This is a genomic window from Streptomyces sp. NBC_01591 (assembly GCF_035918155.1).
Classification (GTDB): Bacteria; Actinomycetota; Actinomycetes; order Streptomycetales; family Streptomycetaceae; genus Streptomyces.
On record NZ_CP109327.1, the window covers coordinates 752,729 to 769,966 of the forward strand.

The 17,238-nt window shown below is 69.6% G+C and carries 19 protein-coding genes and 4 pseudogenes; 10 read left to right on the top strand and 13 right to left on the bottom strand.

The genetic code is table 11. From position 1 onward, the window contains the following. Nucleotides 1-20 precede the first annotated feature (20 nt). From OG978_RS03770 to OG978_RS03785, 4 genes are all read left to right on the top strand, one after another. Nucleotides 21-1,646 carry a flavin-containing monooxygenase gene (locus OG978_RS03770; RefSeq protein WP_326763784.1) on the top strand — a complete coding sequence of 542 codons (1,626 nt, stop codon included), beginning with the start codon at nt 21-23 and terminating at the stop codon, nt 1,644-1,646. After that, nucleotides 1,643-2,554: an SDR family NAD(P)-dependent oxidoreductase gene (locus OG978_RS03775; protein ID WP_326763785.1), complete on the top strand. Its 912-nt coding sequence runs from the start codon at nt 1,643-1,645 to the stop codon at nt 2,552-2,554. Before OG978_RS03770 ends, OG978_RS03775 begins: the two co-directional genes overlap by 4 nt. Before the next feature lie 157 nt (nt 2,555-2,711). Next, a complete protein-coding gene (locus tag OG978_RS03780; RefSeq protein WP_326763786.1) occupies nt 2,712-3,317 on the top strand; it encodes an acyl-CoA-like ligand-binding transcription factor in 606 nt (201 codons plus the stop codon). A gap of 66 nt (nt 3,318-3,383) precedes the next feature. Then, nucleotides 3,384-4,970, top strand: coding sequence for an MDR family MFS transporter (locus OG978_RS03785; RefSeq protein WP_326763787.1), 1,587 nt, complete (start codon nt 3,384-3,386; stop codon nt 4,968-4,970). A 41-nt stretch (nt 4,971-5,011) separates the two neighbouring features. Here the strand turns inward: OG978_RS03785 and OG978_RS03790 are convergent, their stop codons facing one another. Together OG978_RS03790 and OG978_RS03795 are read right to left on the bottom strand one after the other, a co-directional pair. Then, the gene (locus OG978_RS03790) at nt 5,012-5,788 is read right to left on the bottom strand and encodes a hypothetical protein (RefSeq protein WP_326763788.1); all 777 of its coding nucleotides are present in this window, start codon (nt 5,786-5,788) and stop codon (nt 5,012-5,014) included. A gap of 244 nt (nt 5,789-6,032) precedes the next feature. Further along, complete coding sequence (locus OG978_RS03795; protein WP_326763789.1) at nt 6,033-6,869, bottom strand: alpha/beta fold hydrolase; 837 nt, start codon at nt 6,867-6,869, stop codon at nt 6,033-6,035. A gap of 58 nt (nt 6,870-6,927) precedes the next feature. On the opposite strand from OG978_RS03795, the gene OG978_RS03800 reads away from it, so the two are divergent. After that, entirely contained in the window at nt 6,928-7,515 is a 588-nt protein-coding gene (locus tag OG978_RS03800) for a TetR/AcrR family transcriptional regulator (protein WP_326763790.1), read from the top strand. A gap of 139 nt (nt 7,516-7,654) precedes the next feature. Continuing rightward, nucleotides 7,655-7,873 carry a DUF2283 domain-containing protein gene (locus OG978_RS03805; RefSeq protein ID WP_326763791.1) on the top strand — a complete coding sequence of 73 codons (219 nt, stop codon included), beginning with the start codon at nt 7,655-7,657 and terminating at the stop codon, nt 7,871-7,873. Between the two features lie 281 nt (nt 7,874-8,154). On the opposite strand, the pseudogene OG978_RS48230 reads toward OG978_RS03805, so the two are convergent. Both OG978_RS48230 and OG978_RS03815 read right to left on the bottom strand, forming a co-directional pair. Next, nucleotides 8,155-8,382: pseudogene (locus OG978_RS48230) on the bottom strand (hypothetical protein); the annotation flags it as partial. 88 nt (nt 8,383-8,470) lie between these two features. After that, nucleotides 8,471-9,526: an alpha/beta hydrolase gene (locus OG978_RS03815; protein ID WP_326763793.1), complete on the bottom strand. Its 1,056-nt coding sequence runs from the start codon at nt 9,524-9,526 to the stop codon at nt 8,471-8,473. Nucleotides 9,527-9,653: 127 nt separating this feature from the next. On the opposite strand from OG978_RS03815, the gene OG978_RS03820 reads away from it, so the two are divergent. Beyond that, the gene (locus tag OG978_RS03820) at nt 9,654-10,268 is read left to right on the top strand and encodes a TetR/AcrR family transcriptional regulator (protein WP_326763794.1); all 615 of its coding nucleotides are present in this window, start codon (nt 9,654-9,656) and stop codon (nt 10,266-10,268) included. A gap of 245 nt (nt 10,269-10,513) precedes the next feature. Here the strand turns inward: OG978_RS03820 and OG978_RS03825 are convergent, their stop codons facing one another. The 4 genes and pseudogenes from OG978_RS03825 to OG978_RS03840 form a co-directional block, all read right to left on the bottom strand. Continuing rightward, nucleotides 10,514-11,338 carry a glutamate racemase gene (locus OG978_RS03825; protein ID WP_326763795.1) on the bottom strand — a complete coding sequence of 275 codons (825 nt, stop codon included), beginning with the start codon at nt 11,336-11,338 and terminating at the stop codon, nt 10,514-10,516. Between the two features lie 44 nt (nt 11,339-11,382). Continuing rightward, nucleotides 11,383-11,688: pseudogene (locus OG978_RS03830) on the bottom strand (transposase); the annotation flags it as partial. Between the two features lie 141 nt (nt 11,689-11,829). Next, nucleotides 11,830-12,453 carry a hypothetical protein gene (locus tag OG978_RS03835; RefSeq protein WP_326763796.1) on the bottom strand — a complete coding sequence of 208 codons (624 nt, stop codon included), beginning with the start codon at nt 12,451-12,453 and terminating at the stop codon, nt 11,830-11,832. A 271-nt stretch (nt 12,454-12,724) separates the two neighbouring features. Beyond that, nucleotides 12,725-12,859: pseudogene (locus OG978_RS03840) on the bottom strand (alcohol dehydrogenase catalytic domain-containing protein); the annotation flags it as partial. On the opposite strand from OG978_RS03840, the gene OG978_RS03845 reads away from it, so the two are divergent. Next, a complete protein-coding gene (locus OG978_RS03845) occupies nt 12,840-13,016 on the top strand; it encodes a hypothetical protein (protein ID WP_326763797.1) in 177 nt (58 codons plus the stop codon). The pseudogene OG978_RS03840 and the gene OG978_RS03845 sit on opposite strands and share 20 nt — an antisense overlap. A gap of 55 nt (nt 13,017-13,071) precedes the next feature. Here OG978_RS03845 and OG978_RS03850 read toward each other — a convergent pair whose 3' ends face one another. After that, on the bottom strand, nt 13,072-13,401 hold the full coding sequence (locus OG978_RS03850) for a branched-chain amino acid transporter permease (RefSeq protein WP_326763798.1): 330 nt from the start codon (nt 13,399-13,401) through the stop codon (nt 13,072-13,074). After that, the gene (locus OG978_RS03855; RefSeq protein WP_326763799.1) at nt 13,394-14,146 is read right to left on the bottom strand and encodes an AzlC family ABC transporter permease; all 753 of its coding nucleotides are present in this window, start codon (nt 14,144-14,146) and stop codon (nt 13,394-13,396) included. The genes OG978_RS03850 and OG978_RS03855 overlap by 8 nt, the downstream gene beginning before the upstream one ends. Before the next feature lie 62 nt (nt 14,147-14,208). Between OG978_RS03855 and OG978_RS03860 the strand changes: the two genes are divergently transcribed. Further along, entirely contained in the window at nt 14,209-14,667 is a 459-nt protein-coding gene (locus tag OG978_RS03860; protein ID WP_326763800.1) for an Lrp/AsnC family transcriptional regulator, read from the top strand. A 430-nt stretch (nt 14,668-15,097) separates the two neighbouring features. Here OG978_RS03860 and OG978_RS03870 read toward each other — a convergent pair whose 3' ends face one another. After that, on the bottom strand, nt 15,098-16,063 hold the full coding sequence (locus OG978_RS03870; protein ID WP_442817652.1) for a S1 family peptidase: 966 nt from the start codon (nt 16,061-16,063) through the stop codon (nt 15,098-15,100). Between the two features lie 240 nt (nt 16,064-16,303). Between OG978_RS03870 and OG978_RS03875 the strand changes: the two genes are divergently transcribed. After that, the gene (locus OG978_RS03875; RefSeq protein WP_326763801.1) at nt 16,304-16,555 is read left to right on the top strand and encodes a hypothetical protein; all 252 of its coding nucleotides are present in this window, start codon (nt 16,304-16,306) and stop codon (nt 16,553-16,555) included. A 92-nt stretch (nt 16,556-16,647) separates the two neighbouring features. On the opposite strand, the gene OG978_RS03880 is transcribed toward OG978_RS03875, so the two are convergent. Continuing rightward, nucleotides 16,648-16,902, bottom strand: a complete 255-nt coding sequence (locus OG978_RS03880; protein ID WP_326763802.1) for a hypothetical protein — start codon at nt 16,900-16,902, stop codon at nt 16,648-16,650. A gap of 184 nt (nt 16,903-17,086) precedes the next feature. Beyond that, nucleotides 17,087-17,200, bottom strand: a pseudogene (locus OG978_RS03885) (recombinase family protein); the annotation flags it as partial. Nucleotides 17,201-17,238: the final 38 nt, after the last annotated feature.

The window sequence follows — 17,238 nt, forward strand, 5'->3', positions numbered from 1 at the left end:
TCCCCCGCAAGGAGCCGCACATGACCGACTCAGCAACCCCCGTACCGGAATACGACGCGCTCGTCGTCGGCGCCGGTTTCGGCGGCCTCTACGCCCTGCACCAGCTGCGCGCCCACGGGTTCAGCTGCCACGCCTTCGAGACGGGCGACGACGTCGGCGGTACGTGGTACTGGAACCGCTATCCCGGAGCCCGCTGCGACGTCGAGAGCCTGGACTACTGCTACTCGTTCTCCCCCGAGCTGCACGCCGAGTGGGACTGGACCGAGCGCTTCGCCACCCAGCCCGAGATCCTGCGTTACGCCAGGCACGTCGCGGACCGCTTCGACCTGCGGCCGATGATCTCCTTCGAGACGCGGGTGGCCTCCGCCGCCTGGGAGGAGGAGAGCAGGGCATGGCTCCTGACGACCGAGGACGGCCGCCGCGCCCGGGCGCGGTTCCTCGTCACCGCCGTGGGCTGCCTGTCCGCATCGCGCGTCCCCGAACTGCCCGGCCTCGGCACCTTCCGCGGCGAGGTGCACCACACCGGCCGCTGGCCGCACGAGGGAGTCGACCTGGCCGGCAAACGCGTCGCCGTCATCGGCACCGGCTCCTCCGGCATCCAGGCAGTGCCCGAACTCGCCGCACAGGCCGAGCACTTGACGGTCTTTCAACGCACCCCCAACTACAGCCTGCCGGCCCGCAACCGTCCGCTGTCGGGCCGGGAGAGCTGGCGGGCCAAGGCTGAACTGGAGGAGCTGCGCACGTACGCCCGTACCGGATTCTCCGGCTTCTACATCGCCTCCACCGGCCGCTCGGCCCTCGATGTGGGCGAGGAGGAGCGCCGGGCCGCCTTCGAACGCAAGTGGGCCATCGGCGGGACCGAGATCATGTCGGTCTTCACCGACGTACTGACGGACGGGAAGGCCAACGAGCACCTCGCCGAGTTCGTCCGCGAGAAGATCCGGGACGCCGTGGACGACCCGACGACGGCGCAGAAGCTCGTCCCGCTGGACTACCCCATCGGCGCCAAACGCATCTGCGTCGACACCGGCTACTTCTCCACGTACAACCGGGAGAACGTCGACCTCGTCGACCTGCGGGACGAACCGCTCGTGGAGATCACCGAGGACGGCATCCGCACCGAAGCCGGCACCTACCCGGCCGATGTGCTGGTGCTGGCCACCGGCTACGACGCCATGACCGGACCGCTCACCCGCATCGACATCCGCGGGACGGGCGGCCGGGCCCTCAAGGAGCAGTGGACTTCCGGACCGCGCAGCTACCTGGGCGTGGCGGTGGCCGGCTTCCCCAACCTGCTGACGGTCACCGGGCCGGGCAGCCCCTCGGTGCTGGTCAACATGGTGCGGGCGGTCGAGCAGCACGTCGACTGGATCGTGGACTGCCTGCGCCGGCTGCGCGAGGACGGGGTGGACCGGATCGAGGCGCGGCCCGAGGCACAGGACTCCTGGGTCGCCCATGTCAACGAGGTCGCCGACACGACTCTCTACCCGCGCGCCAATTCCTGGTACGTGGGCGCCAACGTGGAAGGGAAGGCACGGGTGTTCATGCCGTACGCGGGTGGGCTCAGCCACTATCGGGAGCGGTGCGAGGAGGTGGCGCGGTCCGGCTACCGGGGCTTCGCGCTGGGCACGGAGGTGTCGGCATGACGCGGGACACGCTGAGGCTGGACGGACGCGCCGTCGTCGTCACCGGCGCGGGCCGGGGGCTCGGCCGGGCCTATGCCCTCGACCTCGCCGGGCGTGGCGCCCGTGTCGTCGTCAATGACCTGGGGACGGCGACGGACGGCACCGGGAGCCAGGATTCGGGCCCGGCAGCGCGGGTCGTCGAGGAGATCCGGGCGGCGGGCGGGACGGCGGTCGCCAGTACCGCGGACGCGAGCAGCGTCGAGGGAACACAGTCCCTGATCGCCCTGTCGTGCGCCGAGTTCGGTTCGGTCGACGGGATCGTGGCGAACGCCGGGATCTACCGGCCGGGGCTGGAGTTCACCGAGATCGACGAGGGGCTGCTGGAGCGGATGACGGCCATCCACTCCCTCGGCGCCTGGCGACTGGTACGGGCCGCCTGGCCCCGTTTCACGGAGCGCGGGCGGGGCCGGGTCGTCCTGGTCACCTCGGCGGCCGGTCTGTACGGGATGGCGGGGAATGCCGCGTACTCTCTGCTCAAGGCCGGGATCGTGGGGCTGACGCGGACGCTCGCCGCCGAGGGGGCCCCGCACGGCATCCGGGTCAACGCCGTGGCTCCGGTGGCCTGGTCGCGGATGTCGGCGGCGGCCGAGGGCGTACCGCCCGAGGTGCTGGAGCGGATGCGGGAGGAGGCGCCGCCCGAGGCGGTCGCGCCGGTAGTGGCCGCGCTGCTCTCCGATGAGGTGCCGGTCACGGGCGAGGTGCTGAGCGCGGGGCGCGGCCGCGTGGGGCGGGTGCTGACGGGTGAGACCCCGGGCATCCGCTCGGCGGACGGCGGCCCGCTGCTCGCACAGGACCTCACCGAGCGGATCGGCGAACTCCTCTCCATGGACGGGGTGGTGTACCCGGCATCGGCGCACGAGACTCCCTGAGCGGCGTTCCGGGGCGGGCGGGTAGTGGGGCGGTCCCCGCCACCCGCCCCTTGCGCGTTCCCGGCCCCGTCGGCCGTCCTCCGCGGTCGCACAGGGGGACGGTCCCGGGCCATCCGGGAATTTTGCACATCACGCAAACTTGCATAGCATGCACTTCATGAGTGCCGACGACATCCCTCTCGGGCTGCGCGAGCGCAAGAAGTGGGCGACGCGCAACGCCCTTGCGGACGTGGCGCTGCGCATGGCCGCAGACCGCGGGATCGAGAACGTGACCGTGGAAGCGGTCACCGATGCGGTCGGCGTATCCGTGCGTACCTTCTTCAACTACTTCCCGTGCCTCGAGGACGCGATCACCCGTCCCAACCAGGACAACGCCGAGCGGGCCCGTCGGGCGGTGCTCGACGCACCGAGGGAGCTCACGGCACTCAATGCCCTGCGCGAGGCGATCGGCCAGGAACTCGCCCACATCGAGGAGGACCACGAGCGCTGGGAGCTCCAGATGGCCGTGCTCAGGAAGAACCCTGCGCTGCTGTCCAAATTCCTGGCCGCCCAGGGCGCGGACGAACGCGCGCTGATCGCTGCCGTGGCCGAACGTCTGGGCCAGGACCCCGAGTCCGATCTCTACCCCCGGCTCCTCGCGCACGTGACGATCGCCGCCGTGCGCGCCGCCGTCGAGCTCTGGGTGGCCTCAGGCCGTACCCGCACGTTCCAGAGCATCTATCACGAGGCGTTCGCCTCTCTGGCTGCCGGCCTCAACGACTGAAGCACGCCCGAAGGCCCCGCCCGGGGCCTGTCACCCGAGAACCCAGAAAATGAGGAACGCCAGCCGATGACCGCTGCCGTCACACCCGAAACCGGTACCGCCGGTGCGCCCGAGGGGGCCGCACCGGCCATGACGCGTCGTCATATACTCCAGGCCATGTCGGGCCTGATGGCCGGCATGTTCGTGGCCATCCTGGCCTCCACCGTGGTCTCCAACGCACTTCCGAGGATCATCGCCGATCTGCATGGCAGCCAGTCCTCGTACACCTGGGTGGTCACCGCCGAACTTCTGGCGATGACGGCGACCGTCCCGATCTGGGGCAAGCTGTCCGACCTCTACGACAAGAAGCTGCTCATCCAGCTGTCTCTGTCGATGTTCATCGTCGGCTCGCTCGTCGCCGGCTTCTCGCACAGCGTCGGCCTGCTCATCGTGAGCCGTGTGGTGCAGGGCATCGGCGCGGGCGGTCTCACGGCGCTCGCCCAGGTCGTGATGGCGGCGATCATTCCGCCGCGTGAACTCGGCCGCTACTCCGGCATCTTCGGCGCCGTGTTCGCCGTCGGCACCGTCGCGGGACCGCTCATCGGCGGTGTGCTCGTGGACACCTCCTGGCTGGGGTGGCGCTGGTGCTTCTTCATCGGTGTGCCGTTCGCGCTGCTCGCGATCGTGCTGCTCCAGCTCACCCTGAAGCTGCCCACGGTCCGCAGGGAGGTGAAGATCGACTATCTCGGTGCCGTCCTCATCATGAGCGGGGTCAGCGCGCTGCTGCTGTGGGTGACGCTCGCGGGCAACCAATTCGACTGGGCCTCGTGGCAGACCGCCGCCCTGGTCAGCGCCGGTGTGGTCCTGCTGGTCGCCGCGGTACTGGTCGAATCCAGGGTCCAGGAGCCGATCATTCCCCTGGACATCTTCCGCAACCGCACCGTGACGCTGACGACCGTGGCGAGCCTGCTGGTGGGCGTGGCCATGTTCGGCGGCACGGTGTTCCTCTCCCAGTACTTCCAGATCTCGCTCGGCAAAACGCCGACCGTCGCGGGCCTGATGAGCCTGCCGATGATCCTCGGTCTGATGATCTCCACGACCGTCGCCGGGCAGATCATCTCCGCCCGCGGCAAGTGGAAGGGCTTCCTGATCGCGGGCGGCATCATCATGACCGCGGGCATGGGCCTGCTCTCCACGATCAGTGCGGACTCCTCGTTCGGGCTGCTCAGCGTCTACATGGTGGTACTCGGCGTGGGCGTCGGCATGTTGATGCAGAACCTGGTGCTGGCGGCCCAGAACGATGTACCCGCGTCGGAGCTGGGTGCGGCGACCTCGGTGCTGTCGTTCTTCCGCAGCCTCGGTGGAGCGATCGGCACGAGCGCGCTGGGCGCCGTGCTGAGCCACCGGGTGGCGAGCGAGATGGCGAAGGGCTTCGGCGGGGCGGCGGACAACGGGGGCGCCGGCCATGGCGTTCCCGACCTGTCCACCCTTCCCGAACCGGCTCGGCAGGTGGTCGAGCAGGCGTACGGCGTCGCGACCGCGGATGTCTTCCTGATCGGAGCCCCCTTCGCGTTTCTCGCGCTGATCGCGGTGCTGTTCATCAAGGAGAAGCCGCTCAAGACGCAGAGCGGCATGGAACGGCTCGCACAGGAGAACGCCGCAGCGGCGAAGTAGCCGCCTGGCCACCGGTCGGCGCGGGCCGCTGATCCCCGGTTTCAGCCGGCGGGAGGAGGCGGCCACGCGCCCGGCCGCGTTCCGCTGTTGGGTTTCTTCCCGGCGGAGCGGTTGCTGATGAGCGCCTGCCGGATCTGTGCGGCGGTCGCCCGTGCGTGTTCCGAGGTGGAGATCGCGTCGGCAGTGGCGGGGACGAAGCGGTGGGCCGGGTGCTGACAGTACGGGCAGGGCGCGCCGTCGGCGAGGAGGTATCCGTCCTCGCATGCCCGGTTCGAGCAGGTGCCGGGGCTCACCAGGGCCTCAGCGATCTCCTGGGGTGCCCAGCGGCGACGGTTCTCCTCGCCGCGTTCGTGGATCGCGTGGGACCAGCGGTTGCTCCAGCGCCTTTCGATACGGTCGAGGAGCTGGGCAGCCGTCCGGTGCTCGAGCTCGCGGAACAGGATGTCGGGCAGGGTGCGCGGGACCCGGTGTCCGAGCGCCTGGAGCAGTGGTTGGGGAAAGCCCTGCATGATGAAGCGGATCGGGTCGCCGCCCGGGCTCTGCTTCCACTGCTGGCAGTGGCAGACTCCTCCGTCGGGCAGCGGCTTGTGGCAGCGGGTGCACAGTCCTCGGCAGTCCACGCAGATCCCGTCGTTGAGCCCGTCCAGGTGCGGTGCCGGCGCCCTGCCGCATTCGCGGCAGCAGGCCGCGCACAGGCCGCACAGCCGCTCGCTGCCCTGCTGAGTCGTCCAGTTCCGCTGCTGACAGCGGCAGCACAGACTGGTGTTGCAGTAGTCGCTGTGCTCGCCGTTGTGCCGGCCGAGGGGAGCGAAGGACATGGTGCTTCCTCTTTTCGGGGCTGGGCGATGCCGACGGAGCGGGAGCAGTGGCCCTGGCACGCGATGGGCTCCGCATCGCGTGCCTGCTTTCCCCTCTGGCGGCGGGAAAGCGTGCCCGCGCGCGGTGTTGCTCCGTACAGCCTAGTGAATCAGCGCCGGACCGGACGGTACGACAAATCGCACCCGTCACGATTCACGGGAACCCCCGTGGCCGCGCCGGCAGCAGCACCTCGGCCTCCCGCTCTCAGTCGTTCCCCTCGATGAACCGGCGCAGCTCGTGGGCGAGTGCCGCCGGGTTGTCCAAGGGGACCAGCGTTCCGGCCTCGGGGATCTCGACGTAGCGCCCCTGCGGCAACAGTTCGGCAAGGCTCCGGCCGGTCTCGGGCGGCATCATCCGGTCCTCCGCGCCCCACGCCACCAGCGCCGGCCGGTCGAAGTGCCGCAGCCGTTCGGCGGCCCGAAGATAGGTGTCCTTCTGCGTGGAGCGCAGAAAGCGCGCGAGGTCTCGGCGGATCGCCCGGTCGGTCAGCAGCGGCCGGTACCAGCGACGCACCCGCTCGTACGGAATCCCATGCGCCGTCATGCCACCCAGTGAGCTGCGCATCGACGCCAGGAAGGGCACCCGGAAGGACTGGAGGAGCAGGAACAGGCCACCCGGTACTCGGCTCGCGGCCAGCAGGGTGCGGCCCTGGATGCCCGGTGGGTAGTTGTCGAGCGCCTCGCAGGAAGTGAGCACCAGTCGGGCGATGCGCTCGTCGCGTACGCCGGGCAGGAGCTGGGCCGTGCCCGCGTCGTTCTGCACCAGCGTCACCTCACGCAGGTCCAGCCGCTCCAGGAACTCGGCGAGCAGGTCCGCCACGCCCTGGGCCGACAGGTCCGCGGACGGCCGCATCGGGCGGCGGTGGCTGCCGAGCGGCAGGACAGGGACGACTACGCGGAAGTCTTCGCGCAGATCCGCCACGAGGGCGTCCCAGACCGATCCGTCGAAAGCGAGCCCGTGGACGAGCACCACGGTCTCGCCCACGCCGCCCCCGGTGTCGGTGTACTCGATGGTTCCGGCGCTCAGTTCGATCTCCGGCATCGCATGCCCTCCCCGTATCCACCACTGGATAGACCGATCTAGTGAGAGACTATCCGGCATGAGAATCACTGGCGACACCAGGCAGCGGATTGTCACTGCCGCCACCGAACTCTTCCGGCGGCAGGGCTACTCGGCGACCGGCATGAAGCAGATCGTCTCGGAGGCCGGGGCCCCGTACGGCTCGGCGTACCACTTCTTCCCCGGCGGCAAGGGCCAGCTCGGCGAGGAGGTGATCCGCACCTCCGGGGCTGCCTATCTGGAGCTGATCGGCAGCCTTTTCGCCGCCTCCGAGGCGGATCCGGCAGCCGCCACCGCCGCCGCCTTCACGGGCGCGGCCGAAACCCTGCGGGAGCTGGACTTCGCCGACCCGTGCCCGATCGCCACCGTGGCCCTGGAGGTCGCCAGTACGCACGAGGCGCTGCGTCGCGCGACGGCGGACGTCTTCGCCTCGTGGGTCGAGGCCCTCGCCGGCTTCTACGCCGGGGCGGGCATCGAGGCGGACACCGCCCGGGAGACCGCGGGCTCGGTGATCGCCCTGCTGGAAGGGGCCTTCATGCTCGCCCGCGCGGCCCACGACACGGCTCCGGTCCTCGCTGCCGCCCGAGCGTCCGCCGCAATCGTCCGTGACGCCCTGGGGTCCGGCTGAGTAATGTCGGCCCGGTCGCGCGAACGCATCCGCGCAGCCCGGGAATCAGCACACCCCCGACCAGCGCTCGACGGCTGGTTCATCCCCACCGACGGGCGCCCCGCGCCCCGGTTCGACCCACGACACAGAGGGACGGCACATGCGGATCGAATACGACGCGTCGGCAAACATGGCGTACATCTACCTCGTCGACAAGATCGGCCCGGGCGAAGCCGTCCGGCAGGAGCCTTCCGACGAGGACACCTCGGCGATACTCGACTACGACGCGCAAGGACGGCTCCTGGGCATCGAACTGTTCGATGCCAGATCCCGGTTGCACCCTGATCTGATGGCCGTGGCCGAGCGGATCGACGGTTAGTACTGCAATCGCGGTGGGCGTGGCGTTGTTGCAGCTTCACGGGCTGTGGCGTCGTTGCTTGCAGTGGCTGATCCGGGCTTGGTGTTGTTGGCGTCGACGCCAGTTCGACCAGTGCAGGACCTGATCGGTGGCGTGGCGGGTGGTGTGGGTGTGGCGGGTGATCAGGCGTCTGAGCTCGGGGACGCTGAGCGGGACAAGTTCAAAGGATCCGTTTCTGCTTTCCTCGCGTCGGGTTCGCCGGCCCGGGCAACGGTGAGGAAGGCGTGGGCGGCCATCGCGAGCGGGGCGGCGAACACGTCCCGCCGGTTCAGGGCGCGGTGGGACTGCTCCAGCACGCAGACCACGTACGCATCGCGATCGACCGCGCCCTACGGCAGCTCGACATTGAACAGCATCACCCGCCGCCACATGACCGGCACCAGCTCGACGTCGGCCTCGCGGGGCAGCAGCGGACGGTCCTTGACCCGACGGCTCGACAGTGCGGGCAGCCGAGGCACCGCCTTCAGGACGTGGCATGAGGTGAGCGATCCGGCTGGTCGGGCACCCGGCGTATGAGCACGCCGGGCACCCGACCAGCCCGTCGGTGCTGGGGACGTGTCAGATGCCGAGCGTCCGCTTGAGCCAGTCGTTGATGACCGGCATGACCTCGGGCAGTTTGGTGATGGCGCAGTGGCCGGTGCCGGGGATGAGGTCGACGCGGGTGTCGCGGCGGCCCTGGAAGACCAGGGTGTCGTGCTGGGGCACGTGGACGTCGTCGGCTCCGTTGATCACGAGCATGGGGGCGTTGGTGTCCTGGTCGAGCAGGTGACGCAGGTTGAACTTCGCGAATTCCGCGGACTGCTCTTCAGGGCTGGGGGATTCGTTGAAGCCGAGGGCGTTGCCGACGATGCCCTCCATGCCGAAGGCGAAGGTGCGTCCGGGGGCGAAGGCGGCTTCGACGGGGCCGCCGATGTTGATGGCGGCGTCCACGGCGCCGGTGAGGCCGGTGCGGGCGGAGTAGTAGCCGCCCATGGACAGGCCGAAGTGCACGACCTGCCCGTTGCCCGTCCTGCGGGCCTCGGTGATGAGGCCCTCGATGATTTCGGTGCCGCCGTCGTGGGTCATGGGGATGTGGCTGGTCTCTCCGGTACCGGCCAGGTCGAAGGCGATGATGCGGGTGCGGGTCTGCAGGGCGAGGCCGACGAGCAGGGAGTGCAGGTCCATCTTCCAGCTGTCCACGCCGCCGCTGGCGAGGGTGACGGGAGCGTCGGCGGGCAGGTCCGGCGCGGCCAGGATGTGCACCGGGACCTGGGTCGAGCCGCCCTGGTGCGGGAGCGTCAGGATGCGGCGTGAGAAGTCGACGGGGAAGCCGGCTGCGGCGAGCTGGTACTCCTCGGCCTGGCGGGCCAGGGCCATGCGCTTGGGCTCGTTGGCCAGGGTGGGGAACTTGGCATAGCCGTAGGCGAGCACCGCCAGGTCGTGCCGACCGTCGGCGGCGTATCGGTCGGCGAGCTGCGACCACTCGCGAACCCAGCCGCCCGGGGCATCGGGCCACATCTCGGTGATGGCGGCGCGGACGGCGTCGACATCGGAGGCGGGCAGTCCGAAGGCGACCATCTGCGGGTAGCGCTCGACGAACAGGTCACGCGGGTCCTGGGGCCATACGAAGGACATGTCGGTCTCCTTTCACGTCACCACCGGGCTACGCTAAAAGCAGGAAAACTTGCTTCAAACACCGTGGTGCACGCGCGCCAAAAAAGCAAGAACTCTTGCGTTAGGGTGGGTGTGAGAGGTGATACATGTGAGTGACGACGAGATCCAGCGCAGGCCCGGCGGACGGGCCGCCCGCGTACGCAAGGCGGTGCTCGACGCCACCCTCGATGCGCTGACCGAGGGCGGAACGACTCGGTTCAGCTTCGCCGACGTCGCCAAGCGGGCCGGCGTGAACGAGACCTCCCTCTACCGCCGTTGGCGCACCCGCGAGAACCTCCTCATCGACGCCCTGCTCGCCGCGAGCGACCGCCACATTCCGGTACCGGACACCGGCTCCGTACGAGAGGACCTGCTGGCTTTCGCCACCCTGGTGGCGGACTACCTCAACAGCCCCCTCGGCGCCGTCCTCGCCCACGTCGCAGTGATCCCCGTGGAGGATGCAGAGATAGCCAAGGCGCGCGAAACGTTCTGGCGATCAAGGATCGAGCTGGCCGCCGTAATGATCGAACGCGGCATCGCCCGAGGTGAGCTGCGCGCCGGGACCGACCCGCGCGTGGCGCTCGAAGCACTGATTGCTCCCCTGCACAGCAGAGTGCTGCTCTCGCGGGAGCCCCTGGACGAGGACCTCCCCCGTATCCTGGTCGACCTTGTCCTGGACGGCCTGGGAACACGCACCGACGACACCCCGCCAGACCGCATCTGACCGCCGCCCGGGACGCGGGCTGCCGGGTCGCCCACCTGCCGGGCCTCGCGATGCGGCGGATCGCAGACCTCCACCCCGGCTAGCTAAGAGGTCGCGCAGATAGGTGTGGTGGGGAGCCCAGCGCGAGGCAGGCACAGGTCCTGGGCGATCACACAGTTGTCACTCTCTGTGATTTCCCAGGGGTCTACCGCGAAACAGAGTGGCTGTATGCCTGGCCGACAAGCTGTAGAGATTCCGGGGCTTTCTCAGATCGCCCGAGCGTTCATCGAGGCGCGAGTTGCGGCGGAGATGAGAATTTCGCGGGGCACCCGCGCTGCGGCGGCAAGGGCGCGACCCACCGGGTAGGCGTGGGCGCCTGCTGGGAGATGTCCGCGGCGCCCGCTGAGCACCACGTCGATGGAGCCCGTGGTGCTGTGCGATTCTGTGGTTCGGTCCAATCGCCGAAGTGCTTGGCGGGCGACTGCCTCCGCGCTGTCGTACAGGGTGGTTCCGGTGGGCAGGCTCTGCAGAATCTCTGGTGCCACCAGGGGGTAGTGCGTGCATCCCAGCACCACGGAGTCGCAATTCGGGGGGGTCCGCTCGGCCGCGTCGGCGATCGCTTCTGCTGCTGCGGCCATGTCTCCGTGGTCGATCGCCTCGGCCAGGCCGGGGCATGCGACACGCGCGACAGGCCGACCGTTCGCGAAGTCCGCGATCAGGCGATCCTGGTAGTCACTCGCCGTGGTCCGGACGGTTGCCCACACGGCGATGCCTTGGCCGGACGCTGCGGCCGACTTCACGGCGGGCACGGTTCCGATCACAGGCACACGGGGTTCGAAACTCTCACGCAGAGCGTCGATCGCGGTGACGGTGGCGGTGTTGCAGGGGACCACGATGGCCTCCGCACCTCGCTGGACGGCCAATTGGGCGGCACTGAACAGACGGTCCGTGACGAAGGAGGCAGTTCTCGATCCCCAGGGGGCGCCGTCGGGGTCCAGGAACAGAAGCAGATCGAGCTCCGGGGCGAGGTGCCGAAGCCATCCTGTGGTGGAAAGGAGGCCAAGCCCTGAGTCGATCAATGCCACCATCATGGAAGCCAAGCTACCAGCCGACCACTGGCGCAGATGGCGGTCCGTCACGGGCGGCTGTGGGGGCGGTCCTCCCAGCGGCGGGTGGTCCACGCTCGGCGGAACAGGCTACGCACGGTGATGATGGTGTCGGCGAGGTCGAAGAGGGCGCCGATGACGGTGGCCCGGCGCTCGTAGCAGCGGGCGAGGCGATGGAAGGCGTTCTGCCAGGCGTGGGTGCGTTCGACGTGCCACCTCTGACTTGCCTGAAGGGGTGCCTTCTCGCCCTCGTGCGCGATGCGGCCGTGCAGGCCGAGTTCGTGGAGCAGGGTGCGGGTCTTGTCCGAGTCGTAGCCGGCGTCCAGGTGCACGGTTCCAGAATGGTTCGGTCAGCCATGACGGCAGCACAGGCACAGGTCTCCCCGCTGATCACAGAGCGTCGCAACTCCATGATCGCCAAGACTTGTGCCTGCTTTGCCAACGAGGTACCGCCACCGTGCCCATCTGTGCGGCCTCTAAGGCAGGCCCACCAGTCCCCAACTGCGGCGGGCGGCCTCTGTGGTCACGTCGCCCCATTCGCACAGAAGCGCGGTGAAGTCCTCGAAGGTGTCCGGGCGGCCCGCCCAGCCCTCGCACTCGGCGGCGAACGGCTCGCGCAACTCCTCGAGGTGAGACTCCACCTGCTTCCAGGCGAGGGCCTTGCCGGATACTGCCTCAGGCGGGCACACCAGAAGAACGTGCGGGAACCCACGGTCGGTAGCCGGCGGGAAGAACCCTCCGCCGCCCGTCAGTGCAGGATCGTCGGCCGGGTCCGCGTCCCAGATCAGACCGACGAGAAAGGTGTCCATCGCCTCGCGCACGGATGCGTCGACGAGAGGCCGTATGTCGGCCCATGCATCGCCCGCGCGGGCATGCGCGCGATAGGCGCCGGTGGTGGTGAAGAAGCCGTATTCGGCGCACCACGCAGCTTCCCGGTCCGGGGGCCACAGCCAGCCGCCGGCAAGTCCGTACCTCTGGAGGTATTCGTCGTCAACGCCTGGCGGCCAGGTCGTGTCGTCCAGTGCTTGGACCCGGTTGTCGACAGGTATAGCGCTCAACTGCTTCCAGTCCGCCATGAACAGCGTGAGATCCAGACCCATAGCGGCAGCATAGGCAGGCCCCGCACAGCAAGCCGAGGCGGACCAACACTCCCGGCCGCGAACCAGTGGCGCCGCGCCGCGCAATACGAGAAGGAGCGCCAGGAGAAAACCGCCCGCCGACAGCGTCCGGCCGAACCGCCTATCGACTTGCCTCGCGCCGGAAACGCTGACAGGTGAACACGCTGCCGCTTCAGCAGGTCCTCGCCGAACCGGCCTGGGCGAAGAAGCTCACCGACGAAGACCTGGGCGGGCCGACCGCCTTGTTCTGGTCGGACGTCAACCCGTAGCCCCAGACCCTTTGCCCGACCCGCCGGGCCTCGACCCCGCTTCCCACTGCGTCGACGACACCAGCCGCGTCGCTGTGCGGGATCACCCTCGGGTACGGCATGGACGACCCGAGCCAGCCGCTTGTGGCCCCTACTGTTCAACAACGTCACCCTGCGGCCGCCGTCGGCGCCCTCACCGTCGCCGTCGGTGACCGCTACGCGCTGGAGGACATCGCCAAGACCCACGCCCGCCTCGACGCCGGCGACCACGGCCGCGTCCTGGTCACAGTGCCCTGACAACGCGGACCGGAGGCACTTCAAATGCCCCGGCCGGGTGGCGGCTGACCGTGGATCAGTGGGCGAAGACCGTGCTCACCAGAAGGACATGAGCGGTGGTGCCGCCGAGGATGCTCAGCAGCGCGTTACGGCGCCAGAGGTGCAGCCCTACGGTGACAGCGAGTGCCGCCAGAGGGGCCAGCGTGCGTGGTTCTGTCAGCGGGAGATCCCGCAGGCAGTAGGCGAGCAGGATCAGCATGACGCCGGCCGGCATGCGGGTGCTGAGGTACTGGACCGTACTGCTGGACCGCAGCGGGGCGAGCGCGGCGAAGGGGACGGCGCGCAGGGCCCAGGTGACAGCGGCGGAGACGGCGACTGCGGCCATGAGGTACGGGGTGTCAGGCACGGTGCGGCTCCCTGTCGGTGGAGAGGTGGCGGGCCAGCAGCCCGGCGGTGAAGAGGGCGAAGGCGGCCAGGAGCATCTGCCCGGGGAACAGGAGCCGGGCCGCCAGCGCCGCGAGGACGGCGAGGACGGGGGTCGGAAGGTCGCCGCGCCGGTCCCGGAGGGCGTCGAGCGCGAGCACCGCGAACAGCGCGGTGAGGGCGAAGTCCAGGCCGGTGACGCTGCCGGGCAGGAGGGAGCCGAGCAGGGCGCCGGCGGTGGCACCCCCGACCCAGTACAGGTGCATGATCAGCTGGAGCCAGAGGATCCGCCGGCCCGGCCAGGAGCGGGCGCGCTCGCCGGTGGTCAGCGCGTACGCCTCGTCGGTGAGCGCGAAGGTGCTGTACGCCTTGGCCAGGCGCCCCCGCACGCGGTGGAGGGGAAACGACAGCGCGTAGAAGAGGTGCCGGATGTTCACCAGGAACGCGGTCAGCGCGACGGTGGCCAGGGGTGCGACGGCGACGACCAGACCGATCAGGAGGAACTCGAACGAGCCCGCGTAGACGAGCGTGGTGAAGGCGGTCGCCCACCACCAGTCGAGCCCGGACTCCGTCACGAGCAGCCCGAACGCCAGGCCCAGCGGCACGAGCCCGAGGCCGACGGAGGTGGAGTCCTTGAACGCGGCCCGGGGTTCGGACGACGCGCGGGGCGGCGAGGAAGCGGCAGGGGGCCGGGCGGGGTCGCCGACAGCGGAAGGAGATATTGCCATGCGGAAATTTTAGGACGATTCAGACGTCACATGGTTGCGGATAGTGACCCTACGATGGGCCTATGGGCAATGAATTTCACCTTGATGCCATCGATCGCGAAATTTTGTTTCACCTCCAGCAGGACGGCCGACTGACCAACGTCGAGCTGGCCAAGCGCGTCGGCCTCACCCCGCCGCCGTGCCTGCGCCGGGTCAAGCGCCTGGAGGAGGCGGGAGTGGTCTCCGGCTATCGCGCCGTCGTCGACCCGGCGGCGGTGGGACGCAGCCTGGAGGTCCTCGTCGATGTCGAGGTCTACGCCACCGACCGCAAGACCGTCGAGGAGTTCGAGGCGACCGTCGCCTCCTACGAGGAGGTCGTCGAGTTCCGCCGGCTCTTCGGGCGACCGGACTACTTCCTGCGCGTCGCGGTCGCCGACCACGCCGCTTACGAGGCCTTCCTGACCGGCAGGCTCACCGGCCTCCCCGGGGTCCTGCGGACCGAGTCCCACCTGACCATGAAGCAGATCAAGGCCACCTCCTGACTAGCCTCGATCCCTTGTGACGGTCCTGCCAGCTCGGCACGCCCCGTGGTCACGCCGACGGGGAATAGCGCAGGCTCGGAATACTGCCTCTTCACCAATAGGGCGGCAGGGTCAAGCCTGCGGAGTACCGGATGTGGCTCAGTCCGCAGGACCACCTGCGGCCCGCGGAAGGTGTGGCGTACGGCGCTGTGCCTACCGAGCGTCTGGGGCGGCCGTCGGTGGTTGAGAAGCTGCTCGACCACCGACGGCCGCCGGCCTGGGTACTGGCGAAGGTCGGCGGCGGGCCCGGCCGGGGTGTGGTGCACACGGTCGACTGCGACGAGGCCCCGGCCGGAGCGCCCGTCCTGTCCCCGGACTGGGCAGGGCAGGGACCTGGCCCCGCAGCTGAGCGCCACCGAGCCGCCCACGGGAGCACCGTCACTGGTTCCGCTCAGGCGGCACGGCGGGTCTTGCGGCGGCGTACCGCGACGGCGGTGCCGCCACCGGCGACGATCAGCGCGGCGGCCACACCGGCGATCGCCGCGGTGTTGTCGTTCGTACCGGTCTCGGCGAGGTCGGAGCCCTGGGCCGCAGTCGGCTGGGCGCTGTTGGTCTTCATGGTCTTGTCGATCCAGCCCGCGTAGGCGGGCGCGCTGCTGTAGAGGCCGGGGCCCTGCGAGCACGGCACCTTCGGGGCGCCGGGCCCGGAGGTGACACCGATCAGTTCCCAGCGGCCGTCCCGGCCCTTTTGGACCTGCGGTCCCCCGGAGTCCCCGAAGCACGCCATGGCCTTGGGCACGGTGGTAATGGTGCACAGCCGGGTCCGGTCCGCGTAGCCGGGCGCGCACTCGGACTCGGCGCCCCTGCGGGTGTTCAGCTCCTGCAGCCGTTCCGGGAACTTGAACTCGGTGTCGACGGTGGTGCCGAAGCCCAGGAGCCGGGTCGGCGTGCCGGGCCGCCCGGCCTGCTCGGCGATCTTGATGGGTTGCTGGGCGACCGGGCGGTCCAGGCGTATCAGCGCGATGTCGTTCTTGTTGGCGGCCTTGGCGTCGCCGTTCACATAGCCGGGGTGGATGAAGGTCCGGTCTATCTTCCGGACAGTGCCGCCGGACTTGCGGTGGTCGCTGCCGACGCGCACGATGCCGTCCAGCTTGAGGCCGTCGCCCTTCACGCAGTGGGCCGCCGTCAGCACCCACTGCTGATCGATCAGCGACGCCCCGCAGGTCCCGTCGTTCAGACCGTGCTTGGGGGCCGACTCCGGGATGGTCGCCATGAACGGGTAGCTCTCGGTGGAGTCCGATCCGTTGACGATGGCTCCGGCGCTGCCGGCCATGACGGTGGCGCAGGCCGCGGCGGTGAGAGCGCCGACGGCAGCGGTGCGGGCGGTACGGTGGCGCAGCGGCTTGAAGCTGAACACAGAAGGTTCCCTTTTGCTTGGTGGATCCGTATGCGTTCAGCCTCGTTGTTCGAGGCCTGCCGGACCATCCGGGCAACGGGTCGGTCGATGGTGTGGCTAGCCCCCCTCTGTACTGGGGAAAGCTCGCAGCCCGGAGCGTGACTGCCCGGCAGAGGAGGACCAGTCCCACTGGGCAGAGCGCTGGCTCCACATACGGACCGGACGCGGCCCGCGCCCGGTACCGGAGGAGACTTTGAGGGCGTGGCCATCATGGTCGGGGGTATCCTGGCCGGCTGGTCGCAGGGCGCCGCCGAGGCCGACGCACAGAACCTGGCTAACAGCCCGCACTGTCCGCGGTGTGTTGTGCTCGGTGTTGCTGCGCTGGAGCTGGCGGATCTCCTCAGTCATGACAAGCAGCGGCACCGGCTCCCCGCAGGCGGTCACCGCCTGAGACCGCGTTCTCCCTCCGCGACGCCCGCGGTCGGGGGCTGGCTGATCATCTCGCTGACATGACCTCAACCCCTGCGGCCTTCCAGTCGTTGCCCGCCCACTACCCGGCCCGCGCAGCGCGAAGACGCCCGGGATCCGGGCGGCCGGTGCGCGGGTCAGCCCCAGACTCTTCGGGTGAACTCCTTTGCCCACTGCACTCGTTCGCCGTGTGTGCCGTGGGGCGTGCATGGGGCGTTGGGCGCGGCATGCCACTTCGGGCAGGTGACGTCCATCGCGTGCCAGGTTCGTTCCGGCGAACCACTCCCCTGTTCTCCCCACCCTTCCCTGCGCGGTTGCGGCGGAAGGACGTCGATGAGATCGACCAGGTGAGCGAGGTCGGAATCGTCATCAAAAGTGATGGTGTCGTGCACGGATCTGCCTCCAGTGGAAGATGCGCGGGCGCCCTGGACAGGGCCGCTGCCGCAGATCATCAGGCCCTCACACGCCGCTCGCCGCTCACCGAGAAGACTGCGCGGTTCCCAGCACGCAATGGCTGAGAACACCCTCACGCCAAGCCGCGGAGCTCGCGGTCGTCCCTCACGCGCCCGGGCCAGACTCGCCGGCGGCTGCGAGGGTCGGCACCATGAACTTCACCGTGGACAGCGGTTCTCCGGTGCGCGGGTGGCGGGCGGCGAGGTCCATCGCGGAGAACGCGCCGTCCGCAGTTCTGCCTCGCGTACCGGGGCACCGTCCGCTCCCGTTGGAAT

Coding starts and splice junctions, on each gene's coding strand:
- OG978_RS03845 (WP_326763797.1), top strand. CDS start 12,840: ATGGACGACCCGAGCCAGCCGCTTGTGGCCCCTACTGTTCAACAACGT.
- OG978_RS03805 (WP_326763791.1), top strand. CDS start 7,655: ATGCGGATCGAATACGACGCGTCGGCAAACATGGCGTACATCTACCTC.
- OG978_RS03835 (WP_326763796.1), bottom strand. CDS start 12,453: ATGGGTCTGGATCTCACGCTGTTCATGGCGGACTGGAAGCAGTTGAGC.
- OG978_RS03815 (WP_326763793.1), bottom strand. CDS start 9,526: ATGTCCTTCGTATGGCCCCAGGACCCGCGTGACCTGTTCGTCGAGCGC.
- OG978_RS03785 (WP_326763787.1), top strand. CDS start 3,384: ATGACCGCTGCCGTCACACCCGAAACCGGTACCGCCGGTGCGCCCGAG.
- OG978_RS03825 (WP_326763795.1), bottom strand. CDS start 11,338: ATGATGGTGGCATTGATCGACTCAGGGCTTGGCCTCCTTTCCACCACA.
- OG978_RS03775 (WP_326763785.1), top strand. CDS start 1,643: ATGACGCGGGACACGCTGAGGCTGGACGGACGCGCCGTCGTCGTCACC.
- OG978_RS03855 (WP_326763799.1), bottom strand. CDS start 14,146: ATGGCAATATCTCCTTCCGCTGTCGGCGACCCCGCCCGGCCCCCTGCC.
- OG978_RS03800 (WP_326763790.1), top strand. CDS start 6,928: ATGAGAATCACTGGCGACACCAGGCAGCGGATTGTCACTGCCGCCACC.
- OG978_RS03795 (WP_326763789.1), bottom strand. CDS start 6,869: ATGCCGGAGATCGAACTGAGCGCCGGAACCATCGAGTACACCGACACC.
- OG978_RS03860 (WP_326763800.1), top strand. CDS start 14,209: ATGGGCAATGAATTTCACCTTGATGCCATCGATCGCGAAATTTTGTTT.
- OG978_RS03780 (WP_326763786.1), top strand. CDS start 2,712: ATGAGTGCCGACGACATCCCTCTCGGGCTGCGCGAGCGCAAGAAGTGG.
- OG978_RS03770 (WP_326763784.1), top strand. CDS start 21: ATGACCGACTCAGCAACCCCCGTACCGGAATACGACGCGCTCGTCGTC.
- OG978_RS03790 (WP_326763788.1), bottom strand. CDS start 5,788: ATGTCCTTCGCTCCCCTCGGCCGGCACAACGGCGAGCACAGCGACTAC.